We start from the raw sequence: 17,322 nt of genomic DNA on the forward strand, positions 1-17,322 counted from the left end.
GCGGCGCCCGCCTCGGGCTCGTCGCCGGCGGCGTCGCCGCCGTCTACCCGAACCTGTGGATGAACGACGGCCTCCTGATGTCGGAGACCCTCGCCGCCCTGACGAGCGTCGCCGCGCTGCTGCTCGCCTACCGACTCCTCCGACGGCCGACGATCGCGGTCGCGGCCAGCCTCGGCGGGGTCTGCGCACTGGCGGCGCTCACGCGCGAGGAGCTGGCGCTCCTCGTGCCGCTGCTCGCCCTGCCCGCGGCGTGGGTCGCCACCCGTCACCGGGGCCCGCGCCCACAGCTCATCGCCGCCCTCGTTGGCGCGGCCGTCCTGCTCGCCGCCCCGTGGGTCGTGTTCAACCTCACGCGCTTCGACGACCCGACCTTCGTGTCGACCGGCGACGGCATCGCCCTGCTCGGCTCGAACTGCGCGGTCTCGTACAACCAGCCCGGCCTCGGGTTCTGGAACTTCCGGTGCCTGCCGACGGTCGCGCCCCCCGGCGACGAATCCGTCCTGTCGGTCAAGTATCGCGGCCGAGCGATCACGTACGCCCGCTCCCACGCCGGACGCCTTCCCGTCGTGGTGCTCGCTCGCCTCGGCCGGCTGCTCGGCGTGTACACGCCGGGCGAGCTCGCGCACATCAACGCGGGGGAGGGCCGGCCCGAGTGGGCGACGCTCGCCGGCATCGCCAGCTTCTTGTTCCTGCTCCCGCTGGCGGTCGGCGGCGGCGTCTGGGTGCGCCGCCGCGGCGGCCGGGTCTGGCCGCTGCTCGCACCGGTGTGGCTCGTGCTCCTGTCGGCGGCCGCCGTCTACGGCACGCCGAGGTTCCGTGTGCCCACCGAGCCGACCGTCGTCGTGCTCGCGTGCGTCGGCGCCATGGCGGTGCTCGCCCGGCGTTGGCCGGCGCTCGAGCCGGTCGTCGCCGGGGCCCCGGACCCGGCCTCGGATCCCGGAGCGCCGAGCCGCCGGTAGGGGCCGCGGCGTCGGGCCCTCAGGCCGCCTCGGGCTCGACCCGCTGCCGGCGTCGGCCCGCTCGCAGGACGCGATCGCGCACACCCATCCAGGTGACGAGAGCCAGCTCCTCGACGAAGATCCCCCAGCTCATCTTCGAGTGACCACGCACTCGGTCGGTGAACACGATCGGGACCTCTTGGACCTTGCCGCCCGCGCGCCAGATCCGGTACGCCGTCTCCATCTGGAAGCCGTAGCCCTTGGCCCGCGAGTGCAGGAAGTCGATGCGCGTCAGCAGGTCGGAGCGGTAGGCCCGGTATCCGGACGTGGCGTCACGAACGGGCAGCCCCAGCACCAGGCCGGCGTACCGGTTGCCATACCTCGAGAGCGCGCGCCGGAACCAGGGCCAGTGGGGAATCGCGCCGCCGGTCACGTAGCGGGACCCGATCGCGACGTCGGCGCCGTCGTCGAGCGCTTGGAGGAGCACCGGGATGACCGCCGGATCGTGGGACAGGTCGGCGTCGATCTGGACGATCCGCTCGTAGCCCCGCGTCATGGCCAGGCCGAACCCGGCGCGGTAGGCCTCGCCGAGGCCCTGCTTCCTCGGCCGGTGGAGGACTTCGAGCGGCCCGAGCTCGGCGGCGAGTCCCTCGGCGATGCGTCCGGTCCCATCCGGGCTGTCGTCGTCGACGACGAGGACGTCCGCGGTCGGGACGGCGGCGCGGAGCCGACGGAGGAACTCCTCGATGTTGTCGGCCTCCTGATACGTCGGCGTGACGACCAGCGTGCGCATCCGAGCAGGCTATCGGGCCACGCGCGGGCGGCCGACGGCGGTGTCGGGCCGTGACCGCGTCGACGAGCCGCGTGGCGCGCCGCTCGTGGGGCGGCGCTGAAGGAGGCCCCGGTTACGCTGGCGAAACCGACCGGCGCGCTCCGCCGGCGCATCGACCCGTCGAGTGGTTCGAGCGCGCAGATTTACGACGGGAGGGAGGTGTGACGGCAGCGATCGACGTGGTACGGGCGGCGTTCGCCGCGTTGGAAGCGGGCGACATGGACACGGCGTGGGCGGCGTTCGCGCCCTCGCTCGTGTACCGGCTGCACGGTGGTCATCCGCTCGCCGGCACCTTCGAGGGAAAGCAGGCGGCGCTCGGCGCGATGGCGGCGCTCGCGCAGGCGGGAGGCGCCGGGACGACGCTGCGGCTCGCCGATGCCTGGGCGGCGGGTCCCGAACTCGTGCTTGCGCACCTCGTGCGCCGTGCGGGCGCGGGCGCGGGTCCGCTCGAGAGTGACGTCGCGACGATCCTGCGCGTCGAGGACGACGCGATCACCGAGATCGTCAGCGTGTCGTCTCGCGCCCTCGACACGTACTGGGCGAGCGCTCCCTGAGACCACCGAGCCACACGCGTCGCTAAGGGGGCGATGCCGAAGTCGGCGTCGGTTCCGGGCGTCCACGACTTGTGTGTTTCGCGAGGTCACGATGAGTTGGTCGTCGTCGGCATCGGACGTGGTTATCGGTCGCATGAACCGTTATCCGCGGGACGACCGGCGCCGCCCCACTAGCGGCGGCAGCGCACGTAGAGCGAGTAGTGGGGATGAGGGCCGAACGTCCCGACGAGGCAGAACTGGTCCTGCACGACGACGTTGGGCTCGTTCGGGCCGAAGCGCCGAGAATCGTTCGGCTCGTTCCACCCGACCCACTGGTCCGACAGGATGAGGACGTCCGACCTGCGGACCTCGTCGGCCAGGCCGGAATGCTTGGCGTTGGCCACTCCCGGATCCATCTCGACGTAGCGCGTGGCCGGGGTGAGCTGCGGCAGCAAGTAGTAGAAGAACGCCTCGCTATAGGGGGTCTTGCGCAGGTCGGTCGGCCCGACGAGGAGCCGCTGGCCGGGCTTCGACGCCCGCTCGGTCGCGGCCAGCAACTCGACCGCGGGCTTCGGGAACGCGGTGTACCAGCTCCGCCCTCGGTTCGTCACGACACCGGCGGCTCGGTGGTTCCCGAAGCTCTGCACTGCGTAGTCGGCGTAGCTGCGCACCGTGAAGGTGCTGATGACGAAGGCGAGCACGGCGAGCACCGCGGCGCTGGCCGCGATTCCGAGGGTTCGGCGCGGCCAGCGAGGCCAACGCGCCGTCACGAGCTCGAGGCCGGCGACGGGCAGGAACGCGATCGTCACGCACGAGACCCAGTCGAGGTGCGCCGAGTCGGCGCGCTGGATCGCCTGCGGGAGGATGCCGGCGCTGAAGCCCGCCATCGCCAGCAGGACCCGGGCCCGCACCGAGGCGCGGTCGCGGCGGACGGCCTGGATGCCGGCCGCGGCCAGGACGACCACCGAAAGCGGGAGGAGGAAGAACCACACCGTGAGCTGCGCCGCCGACGGCAGCATCGGGAGGGGCCACCGCAGCGCGACGAGGCTGCCCAAGGCCTCGAGGGTGCCGTCGAGGTGACTCCAGGACGGGGGGATCGGGAGCCGGCGGCCGCCGCGGAGCTTGAAGAGCGGCTCGGTGATCATGCCGCGCACGACCGTCCCCGGTCCCGCCGTCGCCAGATGGGCGACGTACGGGGACAGACCGAGTGCGAGCCCGATGCCGAACCGCCGGACGACGCTCCGGCTCGCCCCCCACCCGAGCGCCAGGATCGCCAGCCCGATGGCCACGACGAGATCGATCCGGTAGAGGAGCGCGAAGCCGGCCAGCAGCCCCGCGACCAACGCGAGCCGCTGGGCGTGGCGGACCTCGGCCGCGTCGCGGCTCCCTGCTGCCGCCACCAGCGCGAGCAGGGCGAGGCCGACGCCGCCTGCCCACGCCAAGGCGGTCAGCCCGATCGACGGGACGAGGAACAGCAGCGACGTGAGACCGCAGCCCAGCGCCACCTCTCGACCCCACCGACGCGCGAGCGCGAACACACCGAAGACGACGGCCAGCTGCTGGAGGAGCCCGACGGCGCGCTCGGCGAAGATCGAGGTGCCGAAGACCCGGAACACCCCGGCCAGCGCCCAGAGGCTCCCAGGCCCGTACAGGTAGAGGAAGTCCTTGTTCGGGATGGCGCCCGCGAGCACCCGGTCGGGGAACACGAGCATGAAGCCCTCCTCCATCGGAGGACCCGGGCTCCGGAGGAGGCCGCGCAACGGCAGCGCGAAGGCGGCCAGGAGGATGCCCACCGCGATGGCGTCCCGCCGGTCCACCCGCCGCCACGCCGCGGGAGCGCCAACAGCGCCTGCTCGCCGCTCGACCGTGCCGGCGGTGGTCACCGGCTCAGCGCTGGAGGGCCGCCTCGCGCCCGACGAGGTGCGAGCGCCCGAACACAAACGCGAGGCCGTACGCAGCAGCAACAACGATGAGGAGGGCGCGATAGCCGACGATCAAGGTGGCGTATTCCAGGAGGCCGCCGACCATCGCGCCGAGCAGGTTCACGCCGAAGGCCGTCGTCGAAGACCCCACGTCTCGGAACCGGTTCGAGAAGATGAGGTTCGCGAAGAAGACCGGCGCGAACGCCAGCGCGCTCGCGGCGAAGAACCTTGGCACGACCCCCAGCGACAGCAGCGCGCTCGGCGGGACGGCCCAAGCGACGGCGAGCGAGGCGAACAGCAGCAGGTAGAGGCGGGCCGGTCTTCGGAACCGCACGTGGCGGCACAGCTCGACCGCCAGCAGCACCGTGAGGAGGATGCCCAAGAACACGAGCGCGTTCACGAACCAGGTCGTGCCGAAGAGGAGGGCGAACTGGACGATGTTCTTCGTCTCGAGGAGGAGGAACGCGAGCCCGAGGAAGAACAGGTCCAGGTAGCCGCCCATCGATCGCATGCGGCCGGCCACGAGGCGCACCATCAGGATCGAGAAGCCGAGGATCAGCAGGTCCGTGACGATGTACAGCGACGGCACCGAGGGGTTCCGCAGGTACGGGAACGGGTGATCGTCGGTGGCGGGCGACGGGACGGCCCCGGAGGGCCTCCAGACCGAGGCGCATCGGACATCGGCACGGTTCGGCGCGTCGACGAGCACGGTGAAGCGAGTCTCGCCGGTGCCGTTGTCGCCGCGGCACGGCGGGTGCCCGAACACCTGGTTGAGCGTCCCTGCGAAGCGGTCGAGGAGCCACGGCAACCGGTAGAAGTTGTACATCGAGTACACGCCGTGCGGCTTGAGGTGGTCACGCGCGGTCTCGATCGCCTGCTTCGTGAACAGGTAGCTCTCCAGTCGGACCGATCCTTGGCCCGGCACGAGCGTGATCGAGTCGGTCAGCGCCAGCAGGATCAGGTCGTACCGGCGGTCGGTCTGCTGGAGGAACGCCCGCCCGTCGGTCGTGTGGACCGAGACCCGGGGGTCCCGGTACGGATGGTCGGGATGGATCTCCCGCCCGATCTGCGCGATTCGCGGGTCGATCTCGACGGCGTCCACGTGGCGGGCGCCCCGCGCCAGCGCCACCGAGACGTCGTTGCCGCCGCCGGCGCCGATCACGAGCACGTTGTCGAGCCGCTGGTGCGCGAGCTGGCTGTAGAGGAGCGAGTAGTTGGGATCGATCGCGTAGTGGAGGTTCGCTTGGTGCAGGACGCCGTTGACGCTCACGCTGTTGTAGTTGCTCTTCTGAATGGTCTTGATCTTGTAGTACGGCGACCAGCTGATATTGGGCGCGAAGGATTCGAAGCCGAGGAGGACGAGGATGGTTCCGAAGGCGATCACCTGGGCGATCCGGAGCCACGGTCTGGTCGTACGCCCGGTGCCCTCCAGCCCGAGGAGGAGCACGGCGACGACCGCGCCCCACGCGATCGACGGCGCGCTGAGGAGCGAGAGCAGCGACACGGCGAGGATGCCGAGCACGCTGCCCACGAGGTCGAGCCGGTAGGCGTCGAGCGGCTCGAACCGCTTGAAGGTTCGGGCCACGCCCTCGGCGATCGCCATCATCACGGCGGCGACGGCGACGAAGACGATGATGAGGACCAGTGCCCGCGGCGGCCCGCTGGCCTGGATGTTGCCGAAGTAGATGAAGTTCCCGCCCGACGCGCTCAGCTCGACCGGGAAGAAGCGGACGAACGCGACCAGCCCGGCTAGCAGGATCGGCGCGTACGGAAAGAGGTTCACCCGCCGGTTGGCGCGGAGGAAGCCCAGACCGATCCCGAGGAAGCTGCCGAGCAGCACGAAGTTCGTGAAGTACGAGAGGTGGACGATGTTCTCGCCCGTCCATCGGATGAGGGCGAGCTCCAGGAACAGCAGGAGGAACGACAGCAGGACCATCCGCAGTTGGTCGCGTCGTGTCGGGGCTGGCGGTGCCGGCGCCGTGACCCGGTCGCCGGGAGGCGCGGCGGCCGGAGCCGCGGGTTCAGTCTCGGAGCGCACCGGCCGCAGACTGTAGCCGGGCACTCCGAGAACTCCCCGAGCGAGGAGCGCGCTGGCGTCGGCAGCGCGGCGATCCGTCGAAGGGGTCATGCGATTCGCGGCGCGTCGTGTCGACCACGCGGCGCCACGACCGGCGGGACGGGGTGCGCGCAGGCAAGCACGCGGCGTGACGACCGAGCGCGAGCGCGTCCTCGGCTACGGCTAGCGACGCTCGCTGACGGTGCGCGAGACTGCCCGTTTGCTTGACTCGTACCGGAGGGTCGGTGTCGACCGCTGAAGTGCCCGGGTCTGCCTCCCGGTACCGCAAGCTCTCGGTCATCGTGCCCGTCTACAACGAGCGGAACACGGTGGCCGAGATCGTGCGTCAGATGCGTGCCGTCGACCTCCCGCTCGAGCGCGAGATCGTGATCGTCGACGATGGCAGCATCGACGGGACCCGCGACATCCTCGAGCAGCTCGCCGACTCGACGGTTCGCGTCATCCTGCACCCGACCAACCGGGGCAAGGGGGCCGCGATCCGGACCGGCCTGGCGCAGGTCAGCGGCGAGCTCGTGCTCATCCAAGACGCGGATCTCGAGTACGACCCCGAGGACTGGCCGAAGCTCCTGGCGCCGGTGCTGCGGGGGCGCGCCCGCGTCGTCTACGGCTCACGCTTCACGGGCGAACGCCGCAACATGCTGTTTCTCCACTGGGTCGGGAACCGGCTGCTGTCGTTGATCACCAACGTCCTCTACAACACGACGCTGTCGGACATGGAGACCTGCTACAAGCTCTTCGACCGGGAGCTGCTGGGTCAGATCGATCTGCGCGCCAACCGCTTCGACTTCGAGCCCGAGGTGACGGCCAAGCTGCTCCGACTCGGCGTGCGAATCTACGAGGTCCCGATCTCGTACTCGGGCCGTGAGTTCGAGGAGGGGAAGAAGATCACGTGGCGCGACGGGCTGGGCGCGGTCGCGACGCTCGTCAAGTATCGATTCGTCAAGTGACGACGAGGGACCTGCAGCACCGCTCCAGCGCGACCGAGGCGCGGCTGGACGCGACCCCGCCGACGCCGACGCCTGCGGGTCGGCGAGTCGGGCCGAGCGGCACCCCGCTCGCCTCGCGGGTGTTCCTGGTTTCGGTGGGGCTGGCCGTCCTGCCGGTGATCGTGGCGGTCGTCCGTGCCATCGCCCGGGGGTGGGTGCCCCTCAGCGACGACGCCCTCTTCGCGATCCGGGCGCGCGACGTCTTCAGCTACCACCATTTTCCGCTCGTCGGGTTGGACTCGTCGGCGTCGCTCGCGACCTCGACGACGCTCCACCATCCCGGGCCCTTGCTCTTCGACGTCCTCGCGCTCCCGGTCACGGTGTTCGGCGCCGGTGCGGGCGTGGCGCTCGGCATCGGACTGATCAACGTCGCCGCCATCGTGCTGATCGCGGTCTTCGCGCACCGCCGGGGCGGACCGCTGCTGGGCGCGATCGCCATGACCGCCGCGGCCGGGCTGGCCTGGACGATGGGCAGCGAGGCCTTGTTCGAGCCTTGGCAGCCGTTCAGCCTCCTGCTGCCGTTCCTCTGCTTCCTGGTGCTCGCCTGGTCCGTGAGCTGCGGTGATCTGCTCGCGCTGCCCGCGGCGGCGGTGGTCGGGAGCCTCGTGCTCCAGACCCACCTGAGCTACGTCCTGCTCGTCCCCGTGCTGGCGATCTGGGCCGTGGTCATGCTGGTGCTCAAGCTTCGTCGCGACCGCAACGAGGAGCCGGTCGCGTGGCCACGACAGCGCCGCCAGGTGGCGCGGTCGGTCGTGGTCGCCAGCTCGGTGTTCGCCCTGTGCTGGGTCCAGCCCGTCCTCGACCAGATCATCGGGCAGGGCAACCTCGGCCAGCTCCTCAGCAACGCCGGACCGCCAAAGCGCACGTTCGGCTACGGGTACGGCGCCCGCGTGATGGCGTCGGTCGTCGCCCTGCCGCCGTGGTGGTTCCGGCCCTCGATGAACGAGACGCTCATGCCCTCGATGGGCTTTACCGTGCCGTCCCGGCTGGTCGCGGCGGCGTCGCTCCTCGGTCTGGCCGCGGTCCTCGCCGGATGCGCGTGGGTCGCCGTTCGGCGCCGAGACCGCGTCGCGTCCCACGCCATCGGAGCGGTGGTCGTCGGCCTGGCGGCGGGGTTCGCCACCGCCGGGCGGATCCCGATCACGGTCTTCGGCCTCGAGGCGCACGTCTTCTGGTGGCTCTGGCCGCTGAGCGTCTTCATCTTCCTCGCCGTCGCGGCGACGCTCGCCCGCCTCGTCGCGGCAAGGCTTCGCCCGGCGCTGGTGATCGCCTTCACGGTGGCCACCGCGGTGTTCGCGGGTCTCGCGGTGCCGACCCTGGCCCAGGGCCTGAGCCCCAACACGCGTGAGTCGGCCGTCCCGACCGCCCGGGCCATCGACAGCCAGCTCGGGAGGCTCCAGGGAAAGGGCCCGATCCTCATCGATCCCCTGCTCCATTCGAGACTTGCCGACCCGTACGGTCTGGCCGTCCTCGCCGAGCTGCAACGGCGCGGCATCCCCATCGTGGCCAAGGACTCCATGCTCGTCGGCCAACTCGGATCGGCCCGACGATTCACGGGCACGAACGCCCGGTCTGAGATCTACTTGCGGGTCGGCGACGACCCGCTGCTTCTTCCGTCCGGCACACCGAAGGTCGCCGAGCACCAAGCGCTCAGCTCGCGCGAACAACGCGAGCTCTCCGACCTCAAGACCGAGATTGCCGGCTATATCGCCGAGGGTCGGCTCCGTCTCACCGAGACTGGTCTGAAGGCCGTGCAGCGACAGGGCGGCCTGCCGGCCGACCCGCGGGCGCTGTTCTCCACCGGCGAGCTGGTCAACCTGGTCCAGGGACACCTGCTGAACGTCGACCATCTCTGGGCTCGCCGCTTCGAGCGGTTCGCCAGCCTCGAGGGTCGGTGGGACGCCAACACCGTGGCCCTCTACCTCGCCCCCCTGGGGCCCTTGGCCCGACCGGTCGACGTCGTGCACGTCGGCGCCGGTTGACACCGGTCGGGCAACACCCGGGACGGGCTGGACCGACTGACACCAGCCGAGCGCGCGGCCGGGGACGGCGACGCCGCGCCTCGTGTGCCCCCGCGAGTGCGCACGACCGGGCGAGTGCTGGCGTAATTCTCCGGCCGGTATCGTCATAGCCTTCGAGCGGTCCCTGACTGGGCACGGGAGGGACGTGGGGGAGAACCCGCAACTGCGGTACGAGCCCGCGCTCGACGGCCTGCGAGCACTCGCGGTCGGCGCCGTCTTCGCCTACCACCTGAGCTACGGCTGGGCGTCCGGCGGGTTTCTCGGCGTCGACGCGTTCTTCGTCCTGTCGGGGTTCCTCATCACGTCGCTGCTCCTCGCGGAGTGGAGACGGTCGGGGACGATCGCCTTCCGATCGTTCTGGATCCGCCGCGCCCGGCGACTCCTGCCCGCGCTCCTGCTCGTCCTCGTCGCCGTCGCCATCTACGCGGCGACGAGCGTCCCGTCCGATCAGCTCGGCCAGCTGCGCGGTGACGGCCTGGCGACCCTTTTCTACGGCGCGAACTGGCGGTTCATCGCGACCGGGCAGTCGTACTTCACCCTCTTCACGACCGCGTCGCCGCTCCGCCACATGTGGTCGCTCGCGATCGAGGAGCAGTTCTACCTGGTCTGGCCCCTCGTGGCGTTCGTGTGCCTCCGGCTCGTCCGCGGCCGCCGCTGGCTGCTCGCGGCGGTCTGCGGGGTGGGAGCGGTCGCGTCGAGCCTCGTCATGGCGTGGGTCTACTCGCCGGCCAACCCTTCTCGCGCCTACTACGGCACCGACAGTCGGGCCCAGCTGCTGCTGATCGGCGGGCTGCTGGCGGTGGCCCTGGCCCGCTGGTCGCCGCGCGCCGCCACGACCCGTGCCGCGGTCAGCTGCGTCGGCGTCGCCGGCATCGCGTACTGCTTCTGGGCCTGGGCCGAGATCTCCGACACCGCGTCGTGGATGTATCGCGGCGGCTACTTCGTGTTCGGGATCGCGGTCGCCGCCGTCATCACCTCGGTGGTCCAGCCCGACCGGCCGCGGTTCCTGCTCCGCCGCGCGTTGTCGCTCGCACCCGTGGTCTGGGTCGGACGCGTCTCCTACGGGCTGTACCTCTGGCACTGGCCCGTGATCGTGTACGTGACGCCGGAACGAACCGGGCTCGCCGGGTGGCGGCTGGCCCTCCTGCGCGTCGGGCTCACGGTGGCGATCGCGACGGTTTCGTTCTATCTCGTCGAGCTGCCGATCCGGCGCGGCCGGCTGCTGGCGGGGCGCCGCCTCGGGTTCGCGCTCCCGACCGCGTTCGTCGGCGCCGGGGTGGCGGTGGTGCTGGCCACTTCGAGCGCCACGCCCCTGCCGCCGTACCTGCGAGGTCCCACCAACAACAACGTGCTGGCGGCCGCCAGCGGCCAGCAGTCGTTGCTGCCGTCACGAGGCGCCGCTCGCACGCTGACCCCGACGGCGCCCCACCGGATCCTGCTCATGGGGGACTCGCTGGCGGTGAGCCTGCTCCCGGGCCTCGAGCACGCCGCCAGCAGCCGCGGCCTCGAGATCGCCTCGGGCGCCTTCGACGGGTGCGGGCTCATGACCGGCTCGCCGCTCGACCCGAAGGGCCAGCTCTATCCGTGGAGCGACGCCTGCAGCAACGCCCTCCCGTTCATCGAGCACCGCGCCATCTTCCTCAGCCGACCCGACCTGGTGATCTGGCTCAGCGGAGCCTGGGACGAGCGGGACCGGTTCGTGGACGGCAAGCTGGTCCGGCTCGGGTCGCCCCGAGGCGACCGGATCTACTCCGGGCTCGTCGACGCGGCGGTGCACCGGCTCACGTCCGGCGGGGCGCGAATCGTGTTCGTGACCACCGCGCCCGAGCCCCGAGGAGCGCCTGACCTCACGACGGACCCGGTCCGCAATCGCCGCACCACCCGTCTCGACGCGGTGCTCCGGCGGTACGCGGCGACGCACCGGATCGAGCTCGTGGACCTCAGCCCCATCGTCTGCCCGAAGGGTCCGCCGTGCCCGGCGGTCGTCGACCACCTGCAGTTGCGACCGGACGGATACCACTTCGACGACGCCAGCGCTCGATGGGTCGCCCAGCGCCTGCTGCCTCGCCTGGTCAAGACGACGGCTCCCCCGGCGCGGACCCGCTCCGTCGGTACGGCCACGTCGCGCTGACGCGTCGCCGCGGGACGCCGGAACCCGCTACGGGGGCGCCGGTGACGTGGCGAGGGCCCGGAGACGCGGCGCCAGCCACCGCACGACGAGGTCGGCACCGGCGCCGGTGTAGTGGAAGCCGTCTTCGCGGAGCACGATGCCGTCGACCTCGTTGAGGCATCGACCCTGCGGGCAGACGAGCCTCTCGAAGTCCGCCGGAGACACGCCGGGCACCCGGCTCGCCAGCTTGGCTTCGGTGGCGTGGATGCACGCGGTGCCACGGGCGAACTCTGGCGTGAGGCCCGGAGCGGGCAAGGCCAGGGCGACGCGGGCGCCTCGAGCGGTGAGCAGCGGCAGGGACCTGAGCAGCTGATCCTCGAACCAGCGGCCGTAGCCGGCGTCGCACGGCCCCAGCCACCGCCCCCCGATCCGCCATCTCCCCAGCACTTGTCCCGCCAGTGACACGAACACGACGTCGGGGTGATCGCGGCGCACGTCTTCGGCCCAGCCGGCGCTGCAATCCGGGCTGTCGAGCGGGGCCGAGGCGTCCCCGAGCCGTCGGCCGGTTGCACCGCGCTGCAGCGCACAGGCGAGGTTGGTCCGGTCGGTGACGGTGTAGCCGCCGGGGCCCTGGAACGCCCTGAACGCCGGCACCAGCCGGACCGCGATCGAGTCGCCCGTGACCATCAGGTGGAACCGCGGCGTCGTGCCCGGGGCGTCGACGGCGCCGGCGACCGAGGAGGAGCCCGGCGGCGTTCCGACCGCGAGCCGGCCGAGGGCCGCTTCGGGACTCGCGTGGGAGACGGCCGGTGGGATCGTCGTCACGACGATGGCGGCGGCGGCGCCGACGGCGGCGACCGGGGTGAGCACGCGGATCCGCCGACCCGCGAGCGCACCCCGCCGGATCGGTGACTCGACCAGCCGGTAGCTCCCGGCCGCGATTGCGAGCGTGATCGCGACCCGCACGCCGGTGAGCGCCCATCCGCGGAGCCCGGTCCGGGCCTCGTCGACCACGAGGTACACGGGCCAGTGCCAGAGGTAGACGCCGTACGAGATGACCCCCAGCGCGACCAGCGGACGGAACGAGAGCGCCCGCGCGACAACGCCCTGACGGGGGTGGGCGGCCGCCGCGATCAGCAGGGCGCCCGCGGCCGAGCATCCGAGCAGCACGCCCTCGTAGAGGGCGGGCGTGGTCCCGGGCAGGGAGAGCCAAGCCCACGCGAGGACGCCGATCCCGAGGAGCCCGAGCCCCTCGAGGAACACGCGCGGCCCGCGCCGCGGCGACCAGCCGCGGCCGGCGACGACGGCTGCGAGCGCCGCGCCGATCAGGATCGAGGACGCGCGAGTGTCCGTGCCGAGGTAGACGCGCTGCGGGTCGGCCCCGGGCCGATAGAGCAGGAGCGTGGTGAAGAACGACGCCGCGACGCCGACCACGGACGCGGCGAGCACGGCCCGGATCGACCGCCGCCAGGCCAGGAGGCCAACGACGACGAGCGGCCACACCAGATAGAACTGCTCCTCGATGGCCAGACTCCACGTGTGTTGCAGCGGGGACGGCGCGCGGAACAGGTCCCAGTACGAGTGGCCCCCCGCGATCTGGTGCCAGTTGGCGACGTAGCCGAGCGTCGCGAGGCCATCGGCGCGAATCTGGCTGAGCTCGCGCGGCGCGGCCCAGATGAGCGCGTAGAGGCCCACACCCAGCAAGACGAGCAGCAGCGCGGGGAGCAGCCGGCGGGCGCGGCGAGCCCAGAACCCAGGCAGGGAGATCGCCCCGTGGCCCGAGTGCTCCTCGAGGAGGAGCGTCGTGATGAGGAACCCGGAGAGGACGAAGAACAGGTCGACCCCGAGCCACCCGCCGGTCAGGTGGCCGGCGTGGAACAGCAGCACCGCCGCGACCGCCGCACCTCGCACGCCGTCGAGCGCCGGAAGGTGAGGGCGGGCGCCGCTGGTCGGCGACCGCCGGACCGGTGACTCGCGCGACGCCATGCCGAGGGTGTTACCCACTGAGGGCGAGAGTGTTACCACAGCCCGAGGCCGGTACGACCATGCGAGTCTTCGAAGCCCCCGGGTAGGCTGCAGGGATGCTGTGGTTCGAGCAGCAAGTCGTCACGACGCTTGTCAGCCCGGACGCCAGCGCCGCGCGACGGTCCCAGATCGAGGACTACGTGGACGGCGCCCTCCGCTCGATGCCCGAGTACCTGCGAGCCGGCGTCGCCAGCGAGTCGCTGATCTTCGGAGCCTGGCCCCGCCTCGAGGCCCTGCTCGGCCGACACGACGACACGGCGCTGCGGGCGCGCGTCGAGCGTTGGAAGGCCAGCCGCTTCGACCTGGTGCGCCAGTACGTGCGCATGCTCCAGTCGCTGGTCCTCTTCGCCGAGAACGAGCTGACGACGGACGCGGCCTGATGCGCAGCCTCGAGACCGAGGTGCTGGTGGTCGGCTCCGGCGCCGGCGGCGCGGTGACCGCGGCCACCCTGGCGGCCGCCGGGCGGTCGGTGACGGTCGTCGAGGAAGGGCCCTGGATCGACCCCGACGCCCACGAGCCCTTCTCGCTCGAGGAGCAGGTGGCGAAGTACCGGCATCGGGGGCTGTCGGCGGCGCTCGGCACGCCCGGCATCGTCTACGCCGAAGGTCGGTGCGTGGGCGGGAGCACCGAGATCAACAGCGGCCTCTACCACCGCCTCCCCGCCGACCTCGCCCGCGAATGGGGTCGCGACTACCAGATCGAGGAGTTCAGCCCCGAGATCCTCGACCGGTACGCGACCTCGATCGAGCAGGAGCTGTCGGTGTCGCGGCTCCCCGGCGCGCCGCCCCCGTCGTCGGCGGTCCTCGAGCGAGGCGCCACGAAGCTCGGGTGGCGCGCGGTCGAGTTCCCGCGGGTCTTCCGCCACGACGTCGGCGGGGGTCGAGGCGTGAAGCAGACGATGGCCCGGACGATGCTGCCGCGGGCCATCCAGAACCACGCCCGCGTGATTCCCGACTGCGCCGTCGTCCGCCTCCTGAAGGACGGCGACCGGGTGTCGAGCGTCTTGTGCCGACGCCGCCGGCCGGGCGAGCCCGACGAGCCGCTCACGATCCGAGCCGAGCACGTCTTCGTGTGCGGCGGCGCGGTCCAGACCCCCGCCCTGCTGCAGCGCAGCGGCATCCGCGCCCGCATCGGCGGCGGCCTGAAGCTGCACCCGACGATCAAGATCGCGGCCCGCTTCCCGCAGCGCCTCGACCACGGCGACGTTCCGATGCACCGGATCACCGAGTTCGCGCCGAACCTGACGATCGGAGGCTCGGCGAGCAGCCGGGGCCACGTCGCGCTCGCGCTCGCCGACTCGACCGCCGACTACCGCGACGCCCTCGCCGACTGGGAGCGCGTCACCGTCTACTACGCCGCCATCCGCAGCGACGGCGGCGGTCGAGTGATCGCCGTGCCGGGGCTGCGGGCCCCCGTCGTCACCTACCACCTCACCGACGGCGACATGAGCCGCCTCGCCCGAGGGCTCGTGCACCTCGGCGAGATCCTCCTGGCCGCCGGGGCCCAGGAGCTGTACCCGTCGGTCGCGCAGGCCACGGTGGTCCGACACCCCGACGAGCTCGGCACGTGGTGGGACGCCGTCACGCGGAGCCGCGCCAACCTGATGACCGTGCACCTGACGTCGACGGTGCGGATGGGCGAGGACCGGATGCGGACCGGCGCCGACAGCTTCGGCCGCGTGTGGGGCTTCGCGAACCTGCGCGTCAACGACGCGTCGCTGCTGCCCGACGCCCCGGGTGTGAATCCGCAGGCCGCGATCATGGCGATCGCGAGCCGCAACAGCGATCAGTTCCTCGCCACGACCTGATCCGCGTCGCGCCGCGGCGCTGCGGGCTCGCTTTGTAACGCCTCCGGACGCCACGCTTTCGCCGGGGCGCGGGGGCCTGAGTTCGGAGCAACGACGGCGTCGGATACATTCCTCGGTCGTGCAGCCGGCCCGGTCGTCGCGCGCGTCGGTGCAAGAGGTCGCCGAGCCGCTCGCGGATCGCGGGTCGGGCGCCGCGCCGGACGCGGGACCCACGGCGTCGCGGCCCGGGTTCCGGGGCTTCCGCCACCGCCGGCTGGTGGTGATCGGCGCGCTCGTCGTGCTGCTCGCGGTCCCGATGATCGTGGCGCTCGTCGTCCTCCGACATCCACGCTGGTACCCGCTGCTCGACATGGCCTGGACCGAGATGCGCCTGCGCGACGTCTGGAGCAGCCACCCGCCGCTGCTGGGACTCGCGGGACGCATCGGCCCGTTCGGGCACCAGGGCAGCCACCCGGGGCCGCTGAGCTTCTACGTGCTCTGGCCCTTCTACGAGCTGTTCGGCGCCCGGGCGTGGGCGATGGAGGCGGCCTCCGTCGCCACGCACGTCCTGGGCATCGGGGTCCTGCTCTGGATCGCGAACCGGCGGGGTGGGCTGGGCCTGGTCCTCGGCGTGGCGGCCGCGCTCGCGGTGCTGCTCCGCGCCTTCGGCGCCGTCCTCCTCACCCAGGCCTGGAACCCGTACCTGCCGGTCATCTGGTGGCTCGTGTTCCTCCTCGCGGTGTGGTCGATCCTGTGCGGTGACCTGCTGCTCCTGCCCGTGGCCGTCGTCGCGGGATCGCTGTGCGCCCAGACCGAGGTCGCGTACCTGGGGCTGGCGGTCGGCCTCGGCGTCGCCGCCGTCGCGGTCGCCGGCTTCGAGGCCTACCGCCACCGGAGCGAACGGGAGGCGGTGCTGCGCTTCGTGCGGTGGACGAGCGTCGCGGTCGTCGTCGCGGTCCTCGTCTGGATCCCGCCGGTGGTCGAGCAGCTCACGACCGCGCACGGGAACCTCGGCGTGCTGCTCAACTACTTCCGGAACCCGCCCCAGAGCCCGGTGGGCCTGGGGGAGGGGCTCAAGGTCCTCCTCGCCCACCTCAACCCGGCGACGCCGTTCACGAGGGCGCTCGTGCCCACGACCTCGCACGTGGACGTGACCACGGGCTCGGTGATCCCAGGCTCGTTCTTCCTCGCCCTCTGGGCGTCGACGGTGGTGATCGCGTGGCGACTCCGTCTGCGCTCGCTGCTCCGGCTCCACGCCGTGCTCGCGGGCACGCTCGTGCTCGGCGCGCTGTCGATCAGCCGCATCTTCGGGATCCTCTGGTACTACCTCGTGCTCTGGGCCTGGGGCGTCAACGTCCTGATGGTCGTTGCGGTCGGCTGGACGCTCGTCGTGCTGGCGCGACACCGGATGGCGGCGCCGACGCGGCGCCGGGCCGACGCCGCCGGCGGCGTCGCCCTGGCCGGCCTGGCGCTGGCGTTCACCATCGTGTTCGCCATCGACGCCGCGGGCGTCGAGTTCCCGACCCCTCGCCTCTCGGCCACGCTGGGGGCGGTCGTCGACCCGACGGTCAAGGCCCTCGAGCACCGGCCGGGCCCGGGCCGGAACGGCCCGTACCTCGTCACGTTCGGCGACCCGGCGTCGCTCGGGGCCCAGGGGTTCGGGCTCATCAACGAGCTCGAGCGGCGGGGCGTCCGGGTCGGCGCGGTCGCCCCGTACTCGGGGCCGGTCACACCGCACCGCGTGCTCCGCCCGGCCGACGCCGCCGCCGTCGTCCACCTGTCGATCGGACCCGACATCCAGTACTGGCAGGCCAAGCCCGAGGCGAAGCAGGTCGCGTACTTCGACCCGCGCAGCACCCGGGAGCGCGCGCAGTACGCGCGACTGCGGTCGCAGATCATCGGCGAGCTGCAGGCCGCCGGCTTGTCGAACCTGGTGCCCGGCGTCGACGGTGACCTGTTCGCGACGACGCTCGATCCCCGCCTGCCGAGGAAGCCGCGAATGCAGCTCGCCCGCCTCGCCGACCTCGGGCTGCCGGCCGCGGTCTTCATCGCGCCCCGAACCGAATCGGGCTGACCCTCGTCGGTGCGCGGT

The 17,322-nt window shown here is 72.1% G+C and carries 12 protein-coding genes; 8 read left to right on the forward strand and 4 right to left on the reverse strand.

All coding sequences use genetic code 11. The features are described 5' to 3' along the window. Positions 1-959, forward strand: a 959-nt coding sequence (locus tag VG869_08800) for a glycosyl transferase (protein ID HEV3451290.1), incomplete at its 5' end; no start/stop codon positions are given. 19 nt (positions 960-978) lie between these two features. On the opposite strand, the gene VG869_08805 is transcribed toward VG869_08800, so the two are convergent. Further along, positions 979-1,731 carry a polyprenol monophosphomannose synthase gene (locus tag VG869_08805; GenBank protein HEV3451291.1) on the reverse strand — a complete coding sequence of 251 codons (753 nt, stop codon included), beginning with the start codon at positions 1,729-1,731 and terminating at the stop codon, positions 979-981. A gap of 50 nt (positions 1,732-1,781) precedes the next feature. Between VG869_08805 and VG869_08810 the strand changes: the two genes are divergently transcribed. Beyond that, a complete protein-coding gene (locus VG869_08810) occupies positions 1,782-2,324 on the forward strand; it encodes a nuclear transport factor 2 family protein (GenBank protein HEV3451292.1) in 543 nt (180 codons plus the stop codon). A 170-nt stretch (positions 2,325-2,494) separates the two neighbouring features. On the opposite strand, the gene VG869_08815 is transcribed toward VG869_08810, so the two are convergent. Further along, positions 2,495-4,120 (reverse strand): hypothetical protein, encoded by a 1,626-nt coding sequence (locus VG869_08815; GenBank protein ID HEV3451293.1) that lies wholly within the window; start codon positions 4,118-4,120, stop codon positions 2,495-2,497. A 70-nt stretch (positions 4,121-4,190) separates the two neighbouring features. Beyond that, positions 4,191-6,161, reverse strand: a complete 1,971-nt coding sequence (locus VG869_08820; GenBank protein ID HEV3451294.1) for a spermidine synthase — start codon at positions 6,159-6,161, stop codon at positions 4,191-4,193. A gap of 365 nt (positions 6,162-6,526) precedes the next feature. Between VG869_08820 and VG869_08825 the strand changes: the two genes are divergently transcribed. The 3 genes from VG869_08825 (at position 6,527) to VG869_08835 (ending at position 11,440) form a co-directional block, all read left to right on the forward strand. After that, positions 6,527-7,249, forward strand: coding sequence for a glycosyltransferase family 2 protein (locus VG869_08825; GenBank protein HEV3451295.1), 723 nt, complete (start codon positions 6,527-6,529; stop codon positions 7,247-7,249). After that, entirely contained in the window at positions 7,246-9,270 is a 2,025-nt protein-coding gene (locus VG869_08830) for a hypothetical protein (GenBank protein ID HEV3451296.1), read from the forward strand. The genes VG869_08825 and VG869_08830 overlap by 4 nt, the downstream gene beginning before the upstream one ends. 184 nt (positions 9,271-9,454) lie before the next feature. Continuing rightward, entirely contained in the window at positions 9,455-11,440 is a 1,986-nt protein-coding gene (locus tag VG869_08835; GenBank protein ID HEV3451297.1) for an acyltransferase family protein, read from the forward strand. A gap of 27 nt (positions 11,441-11,467) precedes the next feature. Here VG869_08835 and VG869_08840 read toward each other — a convergent pair whose 3' ends face one another. Then, on the reverse strand, positions 11,468-13,405 hold the full coding sequence (locus VG869_08840; protein ID HEV3451298.1) for an acyltransferase family protein: 1,938 nt from the start codon (positions 13,403-13,405) through the stop codon (positions 11,468-11,470). 95 nt (positions 13,406-13,500) lie between these two features. On the opposite strand from VG869_08840, the gene VG869_08845 reads away from it, so the two are divergent. From VG869_08845 to VG869_08855, 3 genes are all read left to right on the forward strand, one after another. Continuing rightward, entirely contained in the window at positions 13,501-13,824 is a 324-nt protein-coding gene (locus tag VG869_08845) for a hypothetical protein (GenBank protein HEV3451299.1), read from the forward strand. After that, complete coding sequence (locus VG869_08850; GenBank protein HEV3451300.1) at positions 13,824-15,251, forward strand: GMC family oxidoreductase; 1,428 nt, start codon at positions 13,824-13,826, stop codon at positions 15,249-15,251. The genes VG869_08845 and VG869_08850 overlap by 1 nt, the downstream gene beginning before the upstream one ends. 118 nt (positions 15,252-15,369) lie before the next feature. Next, positions 15,370-17,304, forward strand: coding sequence for a hypothetical protein (locus VG869_08855; protein ID HEV3451301.1), 1,935 nt, complete (start codon positions 15,370-15,372; stop codon positions 17,302-17,304). The last annotated feature ends 18 nt before the right edge of the window (positions 17,305-17,322 follow it).

This window comes from Acidimicrobiia bacterium (assembly GCA_035948415.1).
Taxonomy (GTDB): Bacteria; Actinomycetota; Acidimicrobiia; order IMCC26256; family PALSA-555; genus PALSA-555.

What these genes read in the sequence shown, in the direction of transcription:
- VG869_08840 (HEV3451298.1), bottom strand. Translation starts at nt 13,405, where the DNA reads ATGGCGTCGCGCGAGTCACCGGTCCGGCGGTCGCCGACCAGCGGCGCC.
- VG869_08850 (HEV3451300.1), top strand. Translation starts at nt 13,824, where the DNA reads ATGCGCAGCCTCGAGACCGAGGTGCTGGTGGTCGGCTCCGGCGCCGGC.
- VG869_08820 (HEV3451294.1), bottom strand. Translation starts at nt 6,161, where the DNA reads ATGGTCCTGCTGTCGTTCCTCCTGCTGTTCCTGGAGCTCGCCCTCATC.
- VG869_08805 (HEV3451291.1), bottom strand. Translation starts at nt 1,731, where the DNA reads ATGCGCACGCTGGTCGTCACGCCGACGTATCAGGAGGCCGACAACATC.
- VG869_08845 (HEV3451299.1), top strand. Translation starts at nt 13,501, where the DNA reads ATGCTGTGGTTCGAGCAGCAAGTCGTCACGACGCTTGTCAGCCCGGAC.